We start from the raw sequence: 17,430 nt of genomic DNA on the forward strand, positions 1-17,430 counted from the left end.
GGGAGAGCCGGTGCGCGAGGTGGATCGGCAGCGGCATCAGCTCGGGCGTCTCGTCCGACGCGTAGCCGAACATCAGGCCCTGGTCGCCGGCGCCCTGCTTGTCGAGCTCGTCCTCGTCGCCCTCGACCCGCTTCTCGTACGCGGTGTCCACGCCCTGGGCGATGTCCGGGGACTGGGATCCGATGGACACCGACACGCCGCAGGAGGCGCCGTCGAAGCCCTTCTTCGAGGAGTCGTAGCCGATCTCGAGGATCTTGTTCCGGACGAGGGTCGGGATGTCCGCCCACGCCTTGGTGGTCACCTCACCGGCGACGTGCACGAGGCCGGTGGTGATCAGCGTCTCGACGGCGACGCGCGAGGTGGGGTCCTCGCGCAGCAGCGCGTCGAGGATGGTGTCGCTGATCTGGTCAGCGATCTTGTCGGGGTGTCCCTCGGTGACGGACTCCGAGGTGAACAGACGACGGGACACAACGCTCCCTGGGGTTGCAGCGGCTGCTGGCTATCTCTTCGCGGACCGGCAGGGGGCTGCGCCCCGCGACGTTCCACCGACAGTCTATCGGGCCAGGTCGGACCTTGGACCAGGTGTCTCGCCTGACGAATGCCCGCACTGGGGTCGGACCGCCTCCGGCAAGGGGTGGGAAGGGGCGCCGATGGGGCGCAGATCACTCGCGCCCCGGCGTTTCGCGCACCCTCCCCGGGCGCCGGCGGACGTACCGCGCGGCCCCCGGTGCCCCGGGATCAGGCGGAGGGCTCCCGCAGGCGGGGCAGGACGAGGTCCCACACCGTCTCGGCGAGGGCTTCCTTCGGGCCGTACGGCACCGGGGTCTCGGTGCCGTCGGCGGCGAGGACCACGGCCTCGTTCTCCTCCGAGCCGAAGGTCTTGCGCTCGCCGACCTCGTTGACGACCAGGAGGTCGCAGCCCTTGCGGGCGAGCTTGGCGCGGCCGTTGGCAAGCACGTCGTCGGTCTCGGCGGCGAAGCCGACGACGACCTGGCCGGGCAGGGCCCGGTCGGCGGCGATCTCGGCGAGGATGTCGGGGTTGCGGACCAGTTCGACGGTCGGCGCTCCCCCGTCGTCCGTCTTCTTGATCTTGCCGGTGGCGTACGCGGCCGGGCGGAAGTCGGCGACGGCCGCGGCCATGACCACCGCGTCGGCGTCGGCGGCGGCCTTGAGGACGGCCTCGCGGAGCTGCACGGCGGTGCCGACGTGCACGACGTCGACGCCGGCCGGGTCGGGCAGCCCGGTGTTGGCCTCGACCAGGGTGACCCGGGCGCCCCGGGCGGCGGCCGCCTTGGCCAGCGCGTAGCCCTGCTTGCCGGAGGAGCGGTTGCCCAGGTAGCGGACCGGGTCGAGCGGCTCGCGGGTACCGCCCGCGCTCACCACCACGTGCCGGCCGGCCAGGTCGGGGGCGGTGACGCCGCGGGCCAGGATCCGGCGGCAGACCTCGAAGATCTCGCCGGGGTCGGGGAGCCGTCCCTTGCCGGTGTCGACGCCGGTGAGGCGGCCGACGGCGGGCTCGATGACCACGGCGCCCCGGCGGCGCAGCGTGGCCACGTTCTCCTGGGTGGCCGGGTGCTCCCACATCTCGGTGTGCATGGCCGGCGCGAAGACGACCGGACAGCGCGCGGTGAGCAGCGTGTTCGTCAGGAGGTCGTCGGCGAGGCCGTGGGCGGCCTTGGCGAGCATGTCGGCGGTGGCGGGGGCGACGACGACGAGGTCGGCGCCCTGACCGATGCGGACGTGCGGCACCTCGTGGACGGTCTCCCAGACCTCCGTGGAGACGGGGTTCCCGGAGAGCGCGGACCAGGTGGCGGCGCCGACGAAGTGGAGGGCGGAGTCGGTGGGGACGACACGGACGTCGTGCCCCGACTCGGTGAGCCGGCGCAGCAGCTCGCACGCCTTGTAGGCGGCGATGCCGCCGCTCACGCCCAGGACGACCTTCGGCTTGGTCACGGCTGTCTCTCCCCACGCGGTGCGCGCTCTCGGACGACGGACGACTCCATGAGACACCACAGGCCCGGCGGAGGACCGCCGGGCCTGGAGTGACGAACGCAACGCTTACTGAACGGGGCCCTCGACGGCCTCGGAGGTCAGCAGACCCGCGTTGATCTCGCGCAGGGCGATCGAGAGCGGCTTCTCGTGGACGTGGGTGTCGACGAGGGGACCGACGTACTCCAGCAGGCCCTCACCGAGCTGCGAGTAGTACGCGTTGATCTGACGCGCGCGCTTGGCCGCGTAGATCACGAGGCTGTACTTCGAGTCAGTGGCCTCGAGCAGCTCGTCGATCGGCGGGTTGATGATGCCCTCGGGCGCGGTGATGGAAGAGGACACGCTCTACCTTCCGAAGATGGATAAAAGATCAGACTACGTGCATCAACGTTAGCAGCTCACGCGCGACGTCCTCGACGGAGGTGTTGACGAGCGTGGTGTCGAACTCCGACTCGGCGGCGAGCTCGATCTTGGCCGCTTCCAGGCGGCGCTCGATGACCTCCGGCGACTCGGTGCCGCGGCCGGTGAGCCGGCGGACCAGCTCCTCCCAGCTCGGCGGAGCCAGGAAGACCAGCCGGGAGTCGGCCATGGACTCCTTCACCTGGCGCGCGCCCTGGAGCTCGATCTCCAGGAGGACGGGCTCGCCCTTCTCCAGGCGGTCGACGACCGCGCTGCGGGGGGTGCCGTAGCGGTTGCCCGCGAACTCGGCCCACTCGAGGAGCTCGCCGTTGGCGATCAGCTTGTCGAACTCGTCGTCCGAGACGAAGAAGTACTGGACGCCGTGCTTCTCGCCGGGGCGGGGCTTTCGTGTCGTGGCCGACACCGAGAGCCAGACCTCGGGGTGGACCTTGCGCATATGAGCGACGACCGTGCTCTTGCCGACCCCTGAGGGGCCGGAGAGCACGGTCAGCCGCGGACGTACCTCTGCTGCCATGCAGCGATTATTCCAGTATCGCCGGGGTGCCCGGGACGCATGTCCCGGATCGGGCACCGGTCGGGGCGACGGGTCAGGCGCCCGCGCCGCCGAACTCGCGCTCCAGGGAGGCGATCTGGTTGGAGCCGAGACCTCGGACACGGCGGCTCTCGGAGATGCCGAGCCGCTCCATGATCTGCTTGGCGCGGACCTTGCCGACGCCGGGCAGGGACTCGAGCAGGGCGGAGACCTTCATCTTGCCGATGACGTCGTTCTCCTGGCCCTGCTTGATGACCTCGTGGAGGGAGGCGCCGGAGTGCTTGAGTCGATTCTTGACCTCGGCCCGCTCCCGGCGAGCCGCGGCGGCCTTTTCGAGCGCGGCTGCGCGCTGTTCAGGGGTAAGGGGCGGAAGAGCCACGCCTACGTCACCTCGGATGTCGATCTGTCGGATACGGACCGGTGAGGGAGCTGCTCGACCCACACCAGTGGAGCAACGCCCGACGACGTGACCGTCGGACGTCCGCTCTGCCCCGGAGACTAGCGGCCAAGGCCGCTCCAGTCAGCGAGAACAGAGGAAAAGTCCTGGTCAGCCTCTGCCGACCGGGACTTTTCCGGCATAACGACCCTGATTTCTGCCAAGATTTCGTCAAGTGCGGCGGCCGACGGCCGCCCGACGCCGCCGTCCGCTCCCACCTGCGGGGATGACCGGACGGCGGCGCGCGCCGGTCAGCCGGCGACGGCCGCCCGGATCTCGTCCGCGTAGCGCGTCGCCGCGTCCCGCAGGGCGGACGCGTCCGGTCCGGCGCGCAGGACGCCCCGGCTCACGTTCGGGACCACGTTGCGCACCGCGTCGCCGAAGACGACCGGGAGGTCGGCCGGGGTCGCGCCCTGGGCGCCGATGCCCGGGGCGAGCAGCGGGCCGTTGATGTCGAGGTCGAAGGAGGAGAGGTCGCCGAGGGTGGCGCCGACGACCGCGCCGAAGGAGCCCATGGGCGTCTCCCCCGCGTTCTCCGCCGCGAGGTGGGCGAGCATGGTCGCGCCGATCGTCCGGCCGTCCTCGCGGACGGCCCGCTGGACCTCGGCGCCCTCCGGGTTGGAGGTCAGGGCGAGGACGAAGAGCCCGGCCCCGGACTCGCGGGCCAGGTCGACGGCGGGCTTCAGGGAGCCGTAGCCGAGGTACGGGGAGACCGTGAGGGCGTCGGAGAAGAGCGGGGAGTCCTTGCGCAGGAAGGTCTCCGCGTAGGCGGCCATGGTGGAGCCGATGTCGCCGCGCTTGGCGTCCATGACGACCAGGCCGCCGGCCGCGCGCAGGTCGGCGGTGGCGCGCTCCAGGACGGCGATGCCGCGCGAGCCGAAGCGCTCGAAGAAGGCGGCCTGCGGCTTGAAGACGGCGACGGTGTCCGCCAGCGCCTCGACCACGGTGTACGTGAAGGACTCCAGTCCCGCGATGTCGTCCGCGAGGCCCCAGGAGGCGAGCAGGGAGGCGTGCGGGTCGACGCCGACGCAGAGCGGGCCGCGCTCGTCCATGGCGGAGCGCAGGCGGGTGCCGAAGGAGAGGGTCATCGCGTGGTGGCCTTTCGGTGGTCGGCGCCGACGGCCTCGGCGAGGGTGGCGTACGGGGAGGCGGCCAGCCGCGCGGCGAGGCCCCGGTGGATCGCCCGGGCGTAGAACGGCCCCTCGTAGATGAAGGCGCTGTAGCCCTGGATCAGGGTGGCGCCGGCGAGGATGCGCTGCCAGGCGTCCTCGGCGTTCTCGATGCCGCCGACGCCCACCAGGACGATCCGGTCGCCCACGCGCGCGTACAGGCGGCGCAGGACCTCCAGGGAGCGCTCCTTGAGCGGGGCGCCGGACAGGCCGCCGGTCTCCTGGACGAGGGCCGGCGCGGAGCCGAGGCCGAGGCCCTCGCGGGCGATGGTGGTGTTGGTGGCGATGATGCCGTCCAGGCCCAGCTCGACGGCGAGGTCGGCGACGGCGTCCACGTCCTCGTCGGCGAGGTCCGGGGCGATCTTCACGAGGAGCGGGACCCGGCGGTCGGTGACCGTGCGGTCGGCGGCCTCGCGGACGGCGGTGAGCAGCGGCCGGAGCGACTCGGTGGCCTGGAGGTTGCGCAGGCCCGGGGTGTTCGGCGAGGAGACGTTCACCACGAGGTAGTCGGCGTGGGCGGCGAGGCGCTCGGTGGACTTCACGTAGTCGGCGGCGGCGTCGGCCTCCTCGACGACCTTGGTCTTGCCGATGTTGACGCCGACGACGGTCCTGAAGACGGGCACGCGCGCGTGGAGGCGGGCGGCGACGGCGGCGGAGCCCTCGTTGTTGAAGCCCATGCGGTTGATCAGCGCCCGGTCCGGGACGAGGCGGAAGAGCCGCTTCTTGGGGTTGCCGGGCTGGGCCTCGCCGGTGACCGTGCCGATCTCGACGTGGTCGAAGCCGAGCATGGCCATGCCGTCGATGGCGATGGCGTTCTTGTCGAAGCCGGCGGCGAGGCCGAAGGGGCCGTGCATCCGCAGGCCCAGGGCCTCGGTGCGCAGCTCCTTGTGGCGGGGCGCGAGGACGGCGGCGACGAGGGTGCGCAGGACGGGGGTGCGGGCCGCGAGCCGGATCCAGCGGAAGGCGAGGTAGTGGGCCTTCTCGGGGTCCATGCGCTTGAAGACGAGCTGGAAGAAGAGCTTGTACATGGTGGTGTCCTCATGAAGAGGGGGACACCGTTTCCGGTGTCCCCCTCGATGGCTGCTAGTCGCGGGCCGCGGTCAGGTGTTCTGCGTGTTCCTGGAGGGAACGGACCCCGACGTCGCCGTGGTTGAGGGCGTCGATGCCCTGGACCGCCGCGGCGAGCGCCTGCACCGTGGTGAGGCACGGGACGCCGCGGGACACCGCCGCCGTACGGATCTCGTAGCCGTCGAGGCGGCCGCCGGTGCCGTACGGGGTGTTGACGATCAGGTCGACCTGGCCGTCGTGGATCAGCTGGACGATCGTCTTCTCGCCGTTCGGCCCCTCGCCCTCGCTGAGCTTGCGCACGACGGTGGCGTTGATGCCGTTGCGCTTGAGGACCTCGGCGGTGCCGGAGGTGGCGAGCAGCTCGAAGCCGTGGGCGACCAGCTCGCGTGCCGGGAAGATCATCGAGCGCTTGTCGCGGTTGGCGACCGAGATGAAGGCGCGGCCCTTGGTGGGCAGCGGGCCGTAGGCGCCGGCCTGCGACTTGGCGTAGGCCGTGCCGAAGACCGCGTCGATGCCCATGACCTCGCCGGTGGAGCGCATCTCCGGGCCGAGGACGGTGTCCACGCCGCGGCCGTGCACGTCGCGGAAGCGCGACCACGGCATCACGGCCTCCTTGACGGAGATCGGCGCGTCGAGCGGCAGGGTGCCGCCGTCGCCGGTCTTCGGCAGCAGGCCCTCGGCGCGCAGCTCGGCGACGGTGGCGCCCAGCGAGATGCGGGCGGCGGCCTTCGCGAGCGGCACGGCGGTGGCCTTCGAGGTGAAGGGCACGGTCCGGGAGGCGCGCGGGTTGGCCTCCAGGACGTAGAGGATGTCGCCGGCCATGGCGAACTGGATGTTGATCAGGCCGCGGACGCCGACGCCCTTGGCGATGGCCTCCGTGGAGGCGCGCAGGCGCTTGATGTCGAAGCCGCCCAGCGTGATCGGCGGCAGGGCGCAGGCCGAGTCGCCGGAGTGGATGCCGGCCTCCTCGATGTGCTCCATGACGCCGCCGAGGTAGAGCTCCTCGCCGTCGTAGAGGGCGTCGACGTCGATCTCGATGGCGTCGTCGAGGAAGCGGTCGACCAGGACCGGCCGGGTGGGGCTGATCTCGGTGGACTCGGCGATGTACGCCTCCAGGCGGGCCTCGTCGTAGACGATCTCCATGCCGCGGCCGCCGAGCACGTACGAGGGGCGGACCAGGACCGGGTAGCCGATCTCGTCGGCGATCTTCTTGGCGCCGGCGAAGGTGGTGGCGGTGCCGTGCTTGGGGGCCGGCAGGCCGGCCTCCTCCAGGACGCGGCCGAAGGCGCCGCGGTCCTCGGCGGCGTGGATGGCCTCCGGGGAGGTGCCGACGACCGGCACGCCGTTGTCCTTGAGGGCCTGGGAGAGGCCGAGCGGGGTCTGGCCGCCGAGCTGGACGACCACGCCGGCGATCGGGCCCGCGAGGGACTCGGCGTGGACGATCTCCAGGACGTCCTCCAGGGTGAGCGGCTCGAAGTAGAGCCGGTCGGAGGTGTCGTAGTCGGTGGAGACGGTCTCGGGGTTGCAGTTGACCATCACGGTCTCGTAGCCGGCGTCGCTCAGGGCGAAGGAGGCGTGGACGCAGGAGTAGTCGAACTCGATGCCCTGGCCGATGCGGTTCGGGCCGGAGCCGAGGATGATCACGGCGGGCTTCTCGCGCGGCGCGACCTCGGACTCCTCGTCGTAGGAGGAGTAGAAGTACGGCGTCTTCGCGGCGAACTCGGCGGCGCAGGTGTCGACCGTCTTGTAGACCGGGCGGACGCCGAGGGCGTGCCGGACCTCGCGGACGACGTCCTCGCGCAGGCCGCGGATCTCGGCGATCTGGGCGTCGGAGAAGCCGTGGCGCTTGGCCTCGGCGAGGAGCCCGGGCTCCAGCTTCTCGGCGCCGGCCAGCTCGTCGGCGAGCTCCTTGATCAGGAAGAGCTGGTCGACGAACCACGGGTCGATCCGCGTGGCGTCGAAGACCTCCTCCGGGGTGGCACCGGCGCGGATCGCCTGCATGACGGTGTTGATGCGGCCGTCGGTCGGGCGGACCGCCTCGCGGAGCAGCTCGGCCTTGTCGCCGGGCTCGCCGGTGAAGGCGAACTGCGAGCCCTTCTTCTCCAGGGAGCGCAGGGCCTTCTGGAGGGCTTCGGGGAAGTTCCGGCCGATGGCCATGGCCTCGCCGACCGACTTCATGGTCGTGGTCAGCGTGGAGTCGGCCGAGGGGAACTTCTCGAAGGCGAAGCGGGGGGCCTTGACCACGACGTAGTCGAGCGTGGGCTCGAAGGACGCCGGGGTCTTCTCCGTGATGTCGTTCGGGATCTCGTCCAGCGTGTAGCCGACGGCGAGCCGGGCGGCGATCTTGGCGATCGGGAAGCCGGTCGCCTTGGAGGCGAGCGCCGAGGAGCGGGAGACGCGCGGGTTCATCTCGATGACGATGATCCGGCCGTCGACCGGGTCGACCGCGAACTGGATGTTGCAGCCGCCGGTGTCGACGCCGACCTCGCGGATGATCGCGATGCCGATGTCGCGCAGCCGCTGGTACTCGCGGTCGGTGAGCGTCATCGCCGGGGCGACGGTGATGGAGTCGCCGGTGTGGACGCCCATCGGGTCGAAGTTCTCGATGGAGCAGACGACCACGACGTTGTCGTGCTTGTCGCGCATGAGCTCCAGCTCGTACTCCTTCCAGCCGAGGATGGACTCCTCCAGGAGCACCTCGGTGGTCGGGGAGAGCGTGAGGCCCTGGCCGGCGATGCGGCGCAGCTCCTCCTCGTCGTGGGCGAAGCCGGAGCCGGCGCCGCCCATGGTGAAGGAGGGGCGGACGACGACGGGGTAGCCGCCGAGCGTCTCGACGCCCTCGATGACGTCGTCCATGGTGTGGCAGATGACCGAGCGGGCGGACTCGCCGTAGCCGATCTTGGCCTTGACGGCCTCGACGACGCCCTTGAAGAGGTCGCGGTCCTCGCCCTTGTGGATGGCCTCGACGTTGGCGCCGATGAGCTCGACGCCGTACTTCTCCAGGACGCCCTGCTCGTGCATGGAGATCGCGGTGTTGAGCGCGGTCTGGCCGCCGAGGGTGGGCAGGAGGGCGTCGGGGCGCTCCTTGGCGATGATCTTCTCGACGAACTCGGGGGTGATCGGCTCGACGTAGGTGGCGTCGGCGATCTCCGGGTCGGTCATGATCGTGGCCGGGTTGGAGTTGACCAGGATGACCCGCAGGCCCTCGGCCTTGAGGACGCGGCACGCCTGGGTGCCGGAGTAGTCGAACTCGGCGGCCTGGCCGATGACGATCGGGCCGGAGCCGATGACCAGGACGGACTGGATATCGGTGCGCTTAGGCACGCTCGGCCTCCATGAGGGTCACGAAGCGGTCGAAGAGGTACGCGGCGTCGTGCGGGCCCGCGGCCGCCTCGGGGTGGTACTGGACGGAGAAGCCGGGCTGGTCGAGCAGCTGGAGGCCCTCCACCACGTTGTCGTTCAGGCAGACGTGGGAGACCTCGGCGCGGCCGAAGGGGGTCTCGGAGACCTTGTCGAGGGGCGCGTCGACGGCGAAGCCGTGGTTGTGCGCGGTGACCTCGACCTTGCCGGTGGTGCGGTCCTGGACGGGCTGGTTGATGCCCCGGTGGCCGTACTTCAGCTTGTAGGTGCCGAAGCCGAGCGCGCGGCCGAGGATCTGGTTGCCGAAGCAGATGCCGAAGAGCGGGGTCTTCCGCTCCAGGACGGCGGTCATGAGGGCGACCGGGCCCTCGGCGGTGGCCGGGTCGCCCGGGCCGTTGGAGAAGAAGACGCCGTCCGGGGCGACCGCGTAGACGTCCTCGACGCTCGCGGTGGCGGGCAGCACGTGGACCTCGATGCCGCGCTCGGCCATCCGGTGCGGGGTCATGCCCTTGATGCCGAGGTCGATCGCGGCGACGGTGAACTTCTTCTCGCCGATCGCGGGGACGACGTACGGCTCCTTGGTGGCGACCTCCTCGTAGAGGCTGGCGCCCTTCATGTGCGGCTGGGCCTGCACGCGGGCGAGCAGCTCGGCCTCGGGGGCCAGGGCCTCGCCGGAGAAGACGCCGGCGCGCATGGAGCCGCGCTCGCGCAGGTGGCGGGTGAGGGCGCGGGTGTCGATGCCGGAGATGCCGACGACGCCCTGGGCGACCAGCTCGGCGTCGAGGCTGCGCGTGGCGCGCCAGTTCGACGGGATGCGGGCGGGGTCGCGGACCACGTAGCCGGAGACCCAGATGCGGCTGGACTCGTCGTCCTCGTCGTTCCAGCCGGTGTTGCCGATCTGGGGGGCGGTGGCGACGACGATCTGGCGGTCGTACGACGGGTCGGTGAGGGTCTCCTGGTAGCCGGTCATGCCGGTGGAGAACACGGCCTCGCCGAAGGTCTCCCCCACGGCCCCGTAGGCGCGGCCGCTGAAGGTGCGGCCGTCCTCCAGGACGAGTACGGCGGGAGCCTGGGCTCCCCTTGTGGAGGTCGTCATCGTGCGATGCCTTCCGTCGTGTTGATCATGGAATTGAGGGTCTCGACCCAGGTCGTGTGCTCGGCCGCCCGGTCGGAGCGGAAGCCGGAGTCGAGGAGGGTGCCGCCGTGCTCCCAGGTGACGATCAGGAGCCCGCCCTCGGCGAGGACCTTTCCGGCGATGCCCTTGTCGAGGCGGGCCTCGCGCAGGGCGGCGGCGGGGATCAGGAAGTCGTTCGCCCCGGGGCGGACGACCGAGATCCCGGCGTCGGTGAGCGTGAGCTCGGCGCGGCTGCGGGTGCCGAGGCCGTGGGCGACGATCCGGTCGAGCCACTGCCCGGCCGTGGTGGAGCCGTGGTAGCGGCCGTCCATCGTCAGCTTGGCCTCACCGGGCGCCTCCGGCACCTCGGGGAGCGCGGGCAGGTCCGACTGGAGACTGCCCCGCCACTTCCAGCCCTGGCGCATCAGCCAGTAGACGAGGGCGACGAAGAGCAGGAGTCCGACGACCCAGCCGATGCGGCCGGCCCAGTCGGTCACCTCGGCCGATTTCTGCTCCGCGGCGAGGGCCGCGCTTGCGATGGTGTGTGTCACGCCAACTTCCCGTCCATGACCGTTGCCCGGCCCCGCAGGAAGGTGTGGGTGACGCGACCCGGCAGCTCACGGCCCTCGTAGGGGGTGTTGCGGCTGCGGGAGGCGAAGTCCGCGGGGTCCACGGTCCCACGGTAAGCCGGATCGACCAGGACCAGGTTCGCGGGCTCACCAGCCGAGACGGGTCGTCCATGGCCGGTGGCGCGGCCGATCCGCGCCGGGGCGGAGGACATCCGGTCGGCGACGCCGGCCCAGTCGAGCAGGCCGGTCTCCACCATCGTCTGCTGGACGACGGAGAGCGCGGTCTCCAGGCCGACCATGCCCATGGCGGCGGCGGCCCACTCGCAGTCCTTGTCCTCGTGCGGGTGCGGGGCGTGGTCGGTGGCGACGATGTCGATCGTGCCGTCGGCCAGGGCCTCGCGCAGCGCCAGCACGTCGCGCTCGGTGCGCAGCGGCGGGTTGACCTTGTAGACCGGGTTGTAGCTGCGGACCAGCTCGTCCGTGAGGAGGAGGTGGTGCGGGGTGACCTCGGCGGTGACGTCGATGCCGCGGGACTTGGCCCAGCGGACGATCTCGACGGAGCCGGCGGTGGAGAGGTGGCAGATGTGGACGCGGGAGCCGACGTGCTCGGCGAGCAGGACGTCGCGGGCGATGATCGACTCCTCCGCGACGGCCGGCCAGCCGCCGAGGCCGAGCTCGGCCGAGACGATGCCCTCGTTCATCTGGGCGCCCTCGGTGAGGCGGGGCTCCTGGGCGTGCTGGGCGACGACGCCGCCGAAGGCCTTCACGTACTCCAGGGCGCGGCGCATGATCACAGCGTCGTCGACGCACTTGCCGTCGTCGGAGAAGACGGTGACGCCGGCGGCGGAGTCGTGCATGGCGCCCAGCTCGGCGAGCTTCTTGCCCTCCAGGCCGACGGTGACGGCGCCGATGGGCTGCACGTCGCAGTAGCCGGCCTCCTTGCCGAGCCGGTAGACCTGCTCGACGACGCCGGCGGTGTCGGCGACGGGGTGGGTGTTGGCCATGGCGAAGACGGCGGTGTAGCCGCCGGAGGCGGCGGCGCGGGTGCCGGTGAGGACGGTCTCGGAGTCCTCGCGGCCCGGCTCGCGCAGGTGGGTGTGGAGGTCGACGAGGCCGGGGAGCAGGATCTGGCCGTCGGCCTCGATCACGGTCGCGCCCTCGGCGGACAGGCCGGTGCCGACCTCCGCGACGGTCTCGCCGTCGATGAGGACGTCCTGCGGCTCGCCGCCCAGCACCTTCGCACCACGGATAAGGATCTTGCTCATCTTTACTTGCTCTCCTCGGTACGGGTGGTGGCGGGGGCGACGGCGGGCTCGGAGCCGCCGAGCAGCAGGTAGAGGACGGCCATCCGGACGGAGACGCCGTTGGTGACCTGCTCGACGACCGTGCAGCGGTCGGAGTCGGCGACCTCGGCGGTGATCTCCATGCCGCGGACCATGGGGCCGGGGTGCATGACGATGGCGTGCTCGGGCATCTTCGCCATCCGCTCGCCGTCCAGCCCGTAGCGGCGCGAGTACTCGCGCTCGGTCGGGAAGAAGGCGGCGTTCATCCGCTCGCGCTGCACACGCAGCATCATGACCGCGTCGGACTTCGGCAGCACGCTGTCGAGGTCGTACGAGACCTCGCAGGGCCAGGTCTCGACGCCGACCGGGACCAGGGTGGGCGGGGCCACCAGGGTGACCTCGGCGCCGAGGGTGTGCAGCAGGTCGACGTTGGAGCGGGCGACCCGGCTGTGCAGGACGTCGCCGACGAGCGTGATCCGCTTGCCGTCCAGGTCCCGGCCCAGACCGGCGTCGCGGCCGACGAGCCGGCGGCGCATGGTGAAGGCGTCCAGGAGGGCCTGGGTGGGGTGCTGGTGGGTGCCGTCGCCCGCGTTGATGACGGGGGCGTCGATCCAGCCGGAGGTGGCCAGGCGGAAGGGCGCGCCGGAGGCGCCGTGCCGGATGACGACGGCGTCGACGCCCATCGCCTCCAGGGTCTGCGCGGTGTCCTTCAGCGACTCGCCCTTGGAGACGCTGGAGCCCTTGGCCGCGAAGTTGATGACGTCGGCGGAGAGGCGCTTCTCCGCGGCCTCGAAGGAGATCCGGGTCCGGGTGGAGTCCTCGAAGAAGAGGTTGCAGATGGTCCGGCCGCGGAGGGTCGGCAGCTTCTTGATGGGCCGGTCGGCCACCCGGGCCATCTCCTCGGCGGTGTCGAGGATCAGGACGGCGTCGTCGCGGGTGAGGTCGGCGGCCGAGATGAGGTGACGCATCATCGGGGTTTCTCTCCGGGGTGGGGAGGCGTGAGGGCATGCGGGGGCACACGGAGGTGCCGTGGCCCCGCGGGGTGGCCGGTCCGGCTAGGCGGACTTGCCGCCGAGCAGCACGGTGTCGCGACCGTCCTCCTCGGCGAGCTGGACCTTGACGGTCTCCCGCAGCGACGTGGGGAGGTTCTTGCCGACGTAGTCGGCGCGGATCGGGAGCTCGCGGTGGCCGCGGTCGACGAGGACGGCGAGCTGGACCGCGCGGGGGCGGCCGATGTCGCCGAGGGCGTCGAGGGCGGCGCGGATGGTGCGGCCCGAGAAGAGGACGTCGTCGACGAGGACGACGAGGCGGCCGTCGACGCCCTCGCCGGGGATCTCGGTGCGGCCGATGGCGCGCGCCGGCTTCATCCGGAGGTCGTCGCGGTACATGGTGATGTCGAGGGAACCGACCGGGACCTTGGCGCCGGTGATCGATTCGAGCTTCTCGGCCAGCCGGCGGGCGAGGTAGACGCCACGGGTGGGAATGCCGAGCAGGACCACGTCGTCGGCGCCCTTGGCGCGTTCGACGATCTCGTGGGCGATCCGGGTCAGGACCCGGGCGATGTCGGGGGCCTCGAGAACGGGCCGCGCCTCATCGACGTGTGCGTGCGTGTCCATAGGAAAAGGACCTCCTTCTCCGCCTCACGGGACGGACCTTAAAGGACGTCGGATGTACGGCGTCCACTTTAGCAGGGGTGCGCCCACGGGCTTTCCCGGGGGCACCCCTCCCCCGCTCCCACCTGCGGCGGACCGTCCCCCGGGAGGGGGTGGCGAGCCCCTTTCGGCTTGACGGGAAAGAGTAACGCTGCGTAACCTCACAGTGAGTTACCAGCCGCGCGGCGCAGCCGCATGTCGTCACAGCGTCCGGGAGCGTTATGTCCAGCGAATACGCAAAGCAGCTCGGGGCCAAACTCCGCGCCATCCGCACCCAGCAGGGCCTGTCCCTCCACGGGGTGGAGGAGAAGTCCCAGGGCCGCTGGAAGGCCGTGGTGGTCGGTTCGTACGAGCGCGGCGACCGCGCCGTGACCGTGCAGCGTCTGGCCGAGCTGGCGGACTTCTACGGCGTGCCGGTGCAGGAGCTGCTGCCCGGTACGACCCCCGGCGGCGCCGCCGAGCCCCCGCCGAAGCTGGTCCTGGACCTGGAGCGCCTCGCCCACGTCCCGCAGGAGAAGGCCGGCCCCCTCCAGCGCTACGCGGCGACGATCCAGTCGCAGCGCGGCGACTACAACGGCAAGGTGCTGTCGATCCGCCAGGACGACCTGCGCACCCTGGCCGTCATCTACGACCAGTCCCCCTCGGTCCTGACCGAGCAGCTCATCAGCTGGGGCGTGCTCGACGCGGACGCGCGTCGCGCGGTGGCCCACGAGGAGAACTGACCTCCCCGCCACCACCAAGTGCAGAAACGTGCCGCCGGGCCCGTGGACGTCATCCGACGCCACGGGCCCGGCGCTTTTTCGTGTCCGTCCCGCCCCGCCGGCCGCGCCCCCTCACCCGTACGGAGCAACGCGAAGGGGCCCGCCGCACCGAGAGGTGCGGCGGGCCCCTTCGCAGGGCCGTGCGGGACTAGGCGTCCACGTCCCGGCGCAGCCGGGGCTTCAGGTCCTTGAAGCGCCCCAGGAGGCCGTTGACGAAGGACGGGGAGTCGTCCGTGGAGAACTCCTTGGCGAGCTGCACCGCCTCGTCGATCGCCACCGCGTCCGGGGTGCCGTCCTCCCAGATCAGCTCGTACGCGCCGAGGCGCACGATGCTGCGGTCGGCGGCCGGCATCCGGTCGAGGTCCCAGTCCACCGCGTAGGTGGCGATGAGCTCGTCGATCCGGGCCACGTACTGCGCGTACCCCTCGACCAGCTGCATCGTGAAGTCACCGACCGGCGGCTGCTGCGCGTCGGCACGGTGGAGCCGGATCTGGTCCGCGAGGACCTCCTGCACGGAAGTGCCGCGCTGGTCGGCCTCGAACAGGATCTGGAAGGCCCGCCTGCGGGCCTTGCTCCGGGCGGCCACGGTTAGCTGTTCACCCGGCCGAGGTAGTCGCTGTTGCGGGTGTCGACCTTGACCTTCTCACCGGTGGTGATGAAGAGCGGGACCTGGATCTCGTGGCCGGTCTCCAGCTTGGCGGGCTTGGTGCCACCGGTGGAGCGGTCGCCCTGGACGCCCGGCTCGGTCTCGGCGATCACGAGCTCGACGGCGGCCGGCAGCTCGACGTAGAGCACGGAGCCCTCGTTCTGCGCGACGAGCGCGGTGAAGCCCTCGATGAGGAAGTTGGCGGCGTCGCCGACGACCTTGCGGTCGATGTGGAGCTGGTCGTAGGTGTCCAGGTCCATGAAGACGAAGTAGTCGCCGTCCATGTAGGAGAACTGCATGTCGCGCTTGTCGACGTTCGCGGTCTCCACCTTCACGCCGGCGTTGAAGGTCTTGTCGACGACCTTGCCGGACAGCACGTTCTTGAGCTTGGTGCGCACGAAGGCCGGGCCCTTGCCGGGCTTGACGTGCTGGAACTCGACGACGGACCAGAGCTGGCCGCCTTCGAGCTTGAGCACCATGCCGTTCTTGAGGTCGTTCGTGGAAGCCACGGTTGCGGAATCTCCTGGACTGACGTGGGACCGAGAAGGCGTACGCGCCTCACAGCGCGAGCAGCTCCTTGGTCGTGATGGTGAGTAGCTCGGGTCCGCCGTCCGCCTCCTGGCGCACGACGAGCGTGTCATCGATCCGGACCCCGCCCCGGCCCGGGAGGTGGACCCCCGGTTCGACGGTGACCGGCACGCAAGCGTCCAGTTTACCCATGGCCGAGGGGGACAACTGCGGGTCCTCGTCGATTTCGAGCCCCACCCCGTGTCCGGTGAGCGGAACCGCGGTCTCCGCGTGCCCCGCCGCGTCGAGGATCTGGCGGGCCGCGCGGTCCACGTCACGGTACCCGGCGCCGGGCACCAGGGACTCCCGGCCGGCCTTCTGGGCGGCGAAGACGAGCTCGTACAGCTCGATCTGCCAGTCGGCGGGCGCGGTGCCGATGACGAAGGTCCGGCCGATCTCACAGCGGTAGCCGTGGTAGTCCGCGCCGAGGCAGACCGACAGGAAGTCGCCCTCCTCGACCCGGCGGTCGGTGGGCCGGTGACCGCGCCGGCCGGAGTGCGGCCCGGTGGCGACCGAGGTGGGGAAGGCGGCCCCGTCGGCGCCGTGGTCGACCAGCCGCCGCTCCAGTTCGAGGGCGAGGTGGCGCTCGGTGCGGCCGACGAGGATGGACTCGAGCAGCTCGCCGAGGGCCTGGTCGGCGATCTCCGCGGCGATCCGCAGACAGGCGATCTCGTCCTCGTCCTTGACCACCCGGAGCTGCTCGACGGCGCAGGCGAGGTCGGCGAGACGGAGTCCGGGCGCGGCGGCGCCCAGGTCGCGGTGCCGGGCCACCGTGAGGTCGTGCTCCTCCACGGCGAGCCCGTCGGCGCCGGAGCGGCGGGCGAGTTCGGCAGCGGCGACGGCCGGGTCGCCGCCGCCGAGCGGGAGCTGCTGCTGCCGGAGCAGTTCGTCGAGCCGCCCGTCGAGGGGCTCGCCCTCGGCCGCGAGCGGGCGGATCAGCAGGTCCGCTCCGGGCTCGGGGCCGACGAGCAGCACCGCGCCCGGCGGGGCGCCGCCGGCGAGATAGCGGACGTTGGCGGGACGGGACACCAGGGCCGCCGCGCTGCCCGCTGCCGCGACCCGGTCGCGCAGCCTGACCCGGCGGTCCGCATACACCTGTGACATGCCTTCGAGCCTACGAGCCGGGCCCCGCCCCGGCCTGTCGGCGGCGTCCGACCGGGGAGGGCCGGACCGGTCAGCCCCCGGGGGGCGCGGCTATCGCGCGGGCCAGCGCCTCGTCGATGAGCCGGGCGGTGGACTCCACGTCGAGCGCGGAGTTGTCGATGATCGGCAGCCCGGAGCCGTACCAGCCGGCCATCCGGCCGTGGATGGCGGCGACCTCCTCGTCGGAGAGCCGGCGGTTCCCGGCCCGCTGGGCGTTGCGCTCCAGGACGACCTCCAGGCCGGGCAGGAGCACCACCGGCAGCAGACCGGGGCCGACGTGCCGCTTCCAGCCGCCGAGGCCGACGACGGGGCGGTCGGGGAAGACCGCGTCGTCGAGGATGCAGGAGATGCCGTTGGCCAGGAAGTTGCGGGCGGCGAAGCCGCAGGTGCGGCGGGCCAGCCGGTACTGCGCCTCGGAGTGCTCGTTCCACCCCGACTGCGGGTCGGCGAAGCCGGAGCACACCCATTCCCGCACGTCGTCGAGGCTGATGTGGGCGGTGGGGACGGGCCGGCGGCGCGCCCAGTGCCGGGCGACCGTCGTCTTGCCCGCGCCGGCGGGCCCGATGAGCAGCACGGCGAGGGTCGCGGCCCCGGTGCCCGGCCGGTGCTCCACCACCGGCACCGGCGGCAGCAGCGGCACCGCCCCGGTGGCGTGCGGGGCCCCCGGAGCCGTACCGCCGTGCGGGCGCACGCCGCCGCCCGCGTGCGGCGGTACGGCTCC

Annotated in this window: 18 protein-coding genes; 1 reads left to right on the forward strand and 17 read right to left on the reverse strand. The window is 71.7% G+C overall.

The annotated features are described in order from the left end of the window. The 13 genes from IE321_RS36450 to pyrR form a co-directional block, all read right to left on the reverse strand. The coding region (locus tag IE321_RS36450; protein WP_308439740.1) for an S-adenosylmethionine synthetase N-terminal domain-containing protein at positions 1 to 469 on the reverse strand (469 nt) is incomplete at its 3' end. 269 nt (positions 470 to 738) lie between these two features. After that, entirely contained in the window at positions 739 to 1,953 is a 1,215-nt protein-coding gene (coaBC, locus tag IE321_RS36455) for a bifunctional phosphopantothenoylcysteine decarboxylase/phosphopantothenate--cysteine ligase CoaBC (protein WP_043228101.1), read from the reverse strand. 105 nt (positions 1,954 to 2,058) lie between these two features. After that, entirely contained in the window at positions 2,059 to 2,331 is a 273-nt protein-coding gene (rpoZ, locus tag IE321_RS36460) for a DNA-directed RNA polymerase subunit omega (RefSeq protein ID WP_030493615.1), read from the reverse strand. A 28-nt stretch (positions 2,332 to 2,359) separates the two neighbouring features. After that, positions 2,360 to 2,923: a guanylate kinase gene (gmk, locus tag IE321_RS36465; RefSeq protein WP_043228100.1), complete on the reverse strand. Its 564-nt coding sequence runs from the start codon at positions 2,921 to 2,923 to the stop codon at positions 2,360 to 2,362. 73 nt (positions 2,924 to 2,996) lie between these two features. Next, a complete protein-coding gene (locus IE321_RS36470) occupies positions 2,997 to 3,320 on the reverse strand; it encodes an integration host factor (protein WP_030493613.1) in 324 nt (107 codons plus the stop codon). A 308-nt stretch (positions 3,321 to 3,628) separates the two neighbouring features. After that, positions 3,629 to 4,465 (reverse strand): orotidine-5'-phosphate decarboxylase, encoded by an 837-nt coding sequence (gene pyrF, locus IE321_RS36475; protein ID WP_043228098.1) that lies wholly within the window; start codon positions 4,463 to 4,465, stop codon positions 3,629 to 3,631. Continuing rightward, entirely contained in the window at positions 4,462 to 5,574 is a 1,113-nt protein-coding gene (locus IE321_RS36480) for a quinone-dependent dihydroorotate dehydrogenase (protein ID WP_190226068.1), read from the reverse strand. Before IE321_RS36480 ends, pyrF begins: the two co-directional genes overlap by 4 nt. Positions 5,575 to 5,629: 55 nt before the next feature. Continuing rightward, the gene (carB, locus tag IE321_RS36485; protein ID WP_190226069.1) at positions 5,630 to 8,938 is read right to left on the reverse strand and encodes a carbamoyl-phosphate synthase large subunit; all 3,309 of its coding nucleotides are present in this window, start codon (positions 8,936 to 8,938) and stop codon (positions 5,630 to 5,632) included. After that, positions 8,931 to 10,070 carry a glutamine-hydrolyzing carbamoyl-phosphate synthase small subunit gene (gene carA / locus IE321_RS36490; RefSeq protein ID WP_190226070.1) on the reverse strand — a complete coding sequence of 380 codons (1,140 nt, stop codon included), beginning with the start codon at positions 10,068 to 10,070 and terminating at the stop codon, positions 8,931 to 8,933. The genes carB and carA overlap by 8 nt, the downstream gene beginning before the upstream one ends. Beyond that, complete coding sequence (locus IE321_RS36495) at positions 10,067 to 10,639, reverse strand: PH-like domain-containing protein (protein ID WP_043228094.1); 573 nt, start codon at positions 10,637 to 10,639, stop codon at positions 10,067 to 10,069. The genes carA and IE321_RS36495 overlap by 4 nt, the downstream gene beginning before the upstream one ends. Then, positions 10,636 to 11,922 carry a dihydroorotase gene (locus tag IE321_RS36500; protein ID WP_043228092.1) on the reverse strand — a complete coding sequence of 429 codons (1,287 nt, stop codon included), beginning with the start codon at positions 11,920 to 11,922 and terminating at the stop codon, positions 10,636 to 10,638. The genes IE321_RS36495 and IE321_RS36500 overlap by 4 nt, the downstream gene beginning before the upstream one ends. A gap of 2 nt (positions 11,923 to 11,924) precedes the next feature. After that, on the reverse strand, positions 11,925 to 12,911 hold the full coding sequence (locus IE321_RS36505; RefSeq protein WP_043228091.1) for an aspartate carbamoyltransferase catalytic subunit: 987 nt from the start codon (positions 12,909 to 12,911) through the stop codon (positions 11,925 to 11,927). Between the two features lie 84 nt (positions 12,912 to 12,995). Then, complete coding sequence (gene pyrR / locus IE321_RS36510; protein WP_190226071.1) at positions 12,996 to 13,556, reverse strand: bifunctional pyr operon transcriptional regulator/uracil phosphoribosyltransferase PyrR; 561 nt, start codon at positions 13,554 to 13,556, stop codon at positions 12,996 to 12,998. A 257-nt stretch (positions 13,557 to 13,813) separates the two neighbouring features. On the opposite strand from pyrR, the gene bldD reads away from it, so the two are divergent. Beyond that, positions 13,814 to 14,314, forward strand: a complete 501-nt coding sequence (gene bldD, locus IE321_RS36515) for a transcriptional regulator BldD (RefSeq protein WP_015032294.1) — start codon at positions 13,814 to 13,816, stop codon at positions 14,312 to 14,314. 187 nt (positions 14,315 to 14,501) lie between these two features. Here the strand turns inward: bldD and nusB are convergent, their stop codons facing one another. The 4 genes from nusB to IE321_RS36535 all read right to left on the reverse strand — a co-directional run. Continuing rightward, positions 14,502 to 14,939 (reverse strand): transcription antitermination factor NusB, encoded by a 438-nt coding sequence (nusB, locus tag IE321_RS36520; protein ID WP_043228088.1) that lies wholly within the window; start codon positions 14,937 to 14,939, stop codon positions 14,502 to 14,504. Positions 14,940 to 14,941: 2 nt separating this feature from the next. Continuing rightward, on the reverse strand, positions 14,942 to 15,508 hold the full coding sequence (gene efp, locus IE321_RS36525; RefSeq protein ID WP_043228086.1) for an elongation factor P: 567 nt from the start codon (positions 15,506 to 15,508) through the stop codon (positions 14,942 to 14,944). Positions 15,509 to 15,557: 49 nt separating this feature from the next. Continuing rightward, the gene (locus tag IE321_RS36530; protein ID WP_190226072.1) at positions 15,558 to 16,670 is read right to left on the reverse strand and encodes a M24 family metallopeptidase; all 1,113 of its coding nucleotides are present in this window, start codon (positions 16,668 to 16,670) and stop codon (positions 15,558 to 15,560) included. 70 nt (positions 16,671 to 16,740) lie between these two features. Then, positions 16,741 to 17,430, reverse strand: a 690-nt coding sequence (locus IE321_RS36535; protein ID WP_229916717.1) for an AAA family ATPase, incomplete at its 5' end; no start/stop codon positions are given.

Origin of the sequence: Streptomyces hydrogenans (assembly GCF_014656075.1) — a bacterium.
Lineage (GTDB): Bacteria > Actinomycetota > Actinomycetes > Streptomycetales > Streptomycetaceae > Streptomyces > Streptomyces hydrogenans.

What these genes read in the sequence shown, in the direction of transcription:
- IE321_RS36500 (WP_043228092.1), bottom strand. Translation starts at nt 11,922, where the DNA reads ATGAGCAAGATCCTTATCCGTGGTGCGAAGGTGCTGGGCGGCGAGCCG.
- gmk (WP_043228100.1), bottom strand. Translation starts at nt 2,923, where the DNA reads ATGGCAGCAGAGGTACGTCCGCGGCTGACCGTGCTCTCCGGCCCCTCA.
- pyrF (WP_043228098.1), bottom strand. Translation starts at nt 4,465, where the DNA reads ATGACCCTCTCCTTCGGCACCCGCCTGCGCTCCGCCATGGACGAGCGC.
- IE321_RS36505 (WP_043228091.1), bottom strand. Translation starts at nt 12,911, where the DNA reads ATGATGCGTCACCTCATCTCGGCCGCCGACCTCACCCGCGACGACGCC.
- bldD (WP_015032294.1), top strand. Translation starts at nt 13,814, where the DNA reads ATGTCCAGCGAATACGCAAAGCAGCTCGGGGCCAAACTCCGCGCCATC.
- carA (WP_190226070.1), bottom strand. Translation starts at nt 10,070, where the DNA reads ATGACGACCTCCACAAGGGGAGCCCAGGCTCCCGCCGTACTCGTCCTG.
- IE321_RS36530 (WP_190226072.1), bottom strand. Translation starts at nt 16,670, where the DNA reads ATGTCACAGGTGTATGCGGACCGCCGGGTCAGGCTGCGCGACCGGGTC.
- IE321_RS36480 (WP_190226068.1), bottom strand. Translation starts at nt 5,574, where the DNA reads ATGTACAAGCTCTTCTTCCAGCTCGTCTTCAAGCGCATGGACCCCGAG.
- pyrR (WP_190226071.1), bottom strand. Translation starts at nt 13,556, where the DNA reads ATGGACACGCACGCACACGTCGATGAGGCGCGGCCCGTTCTCGAGGCC.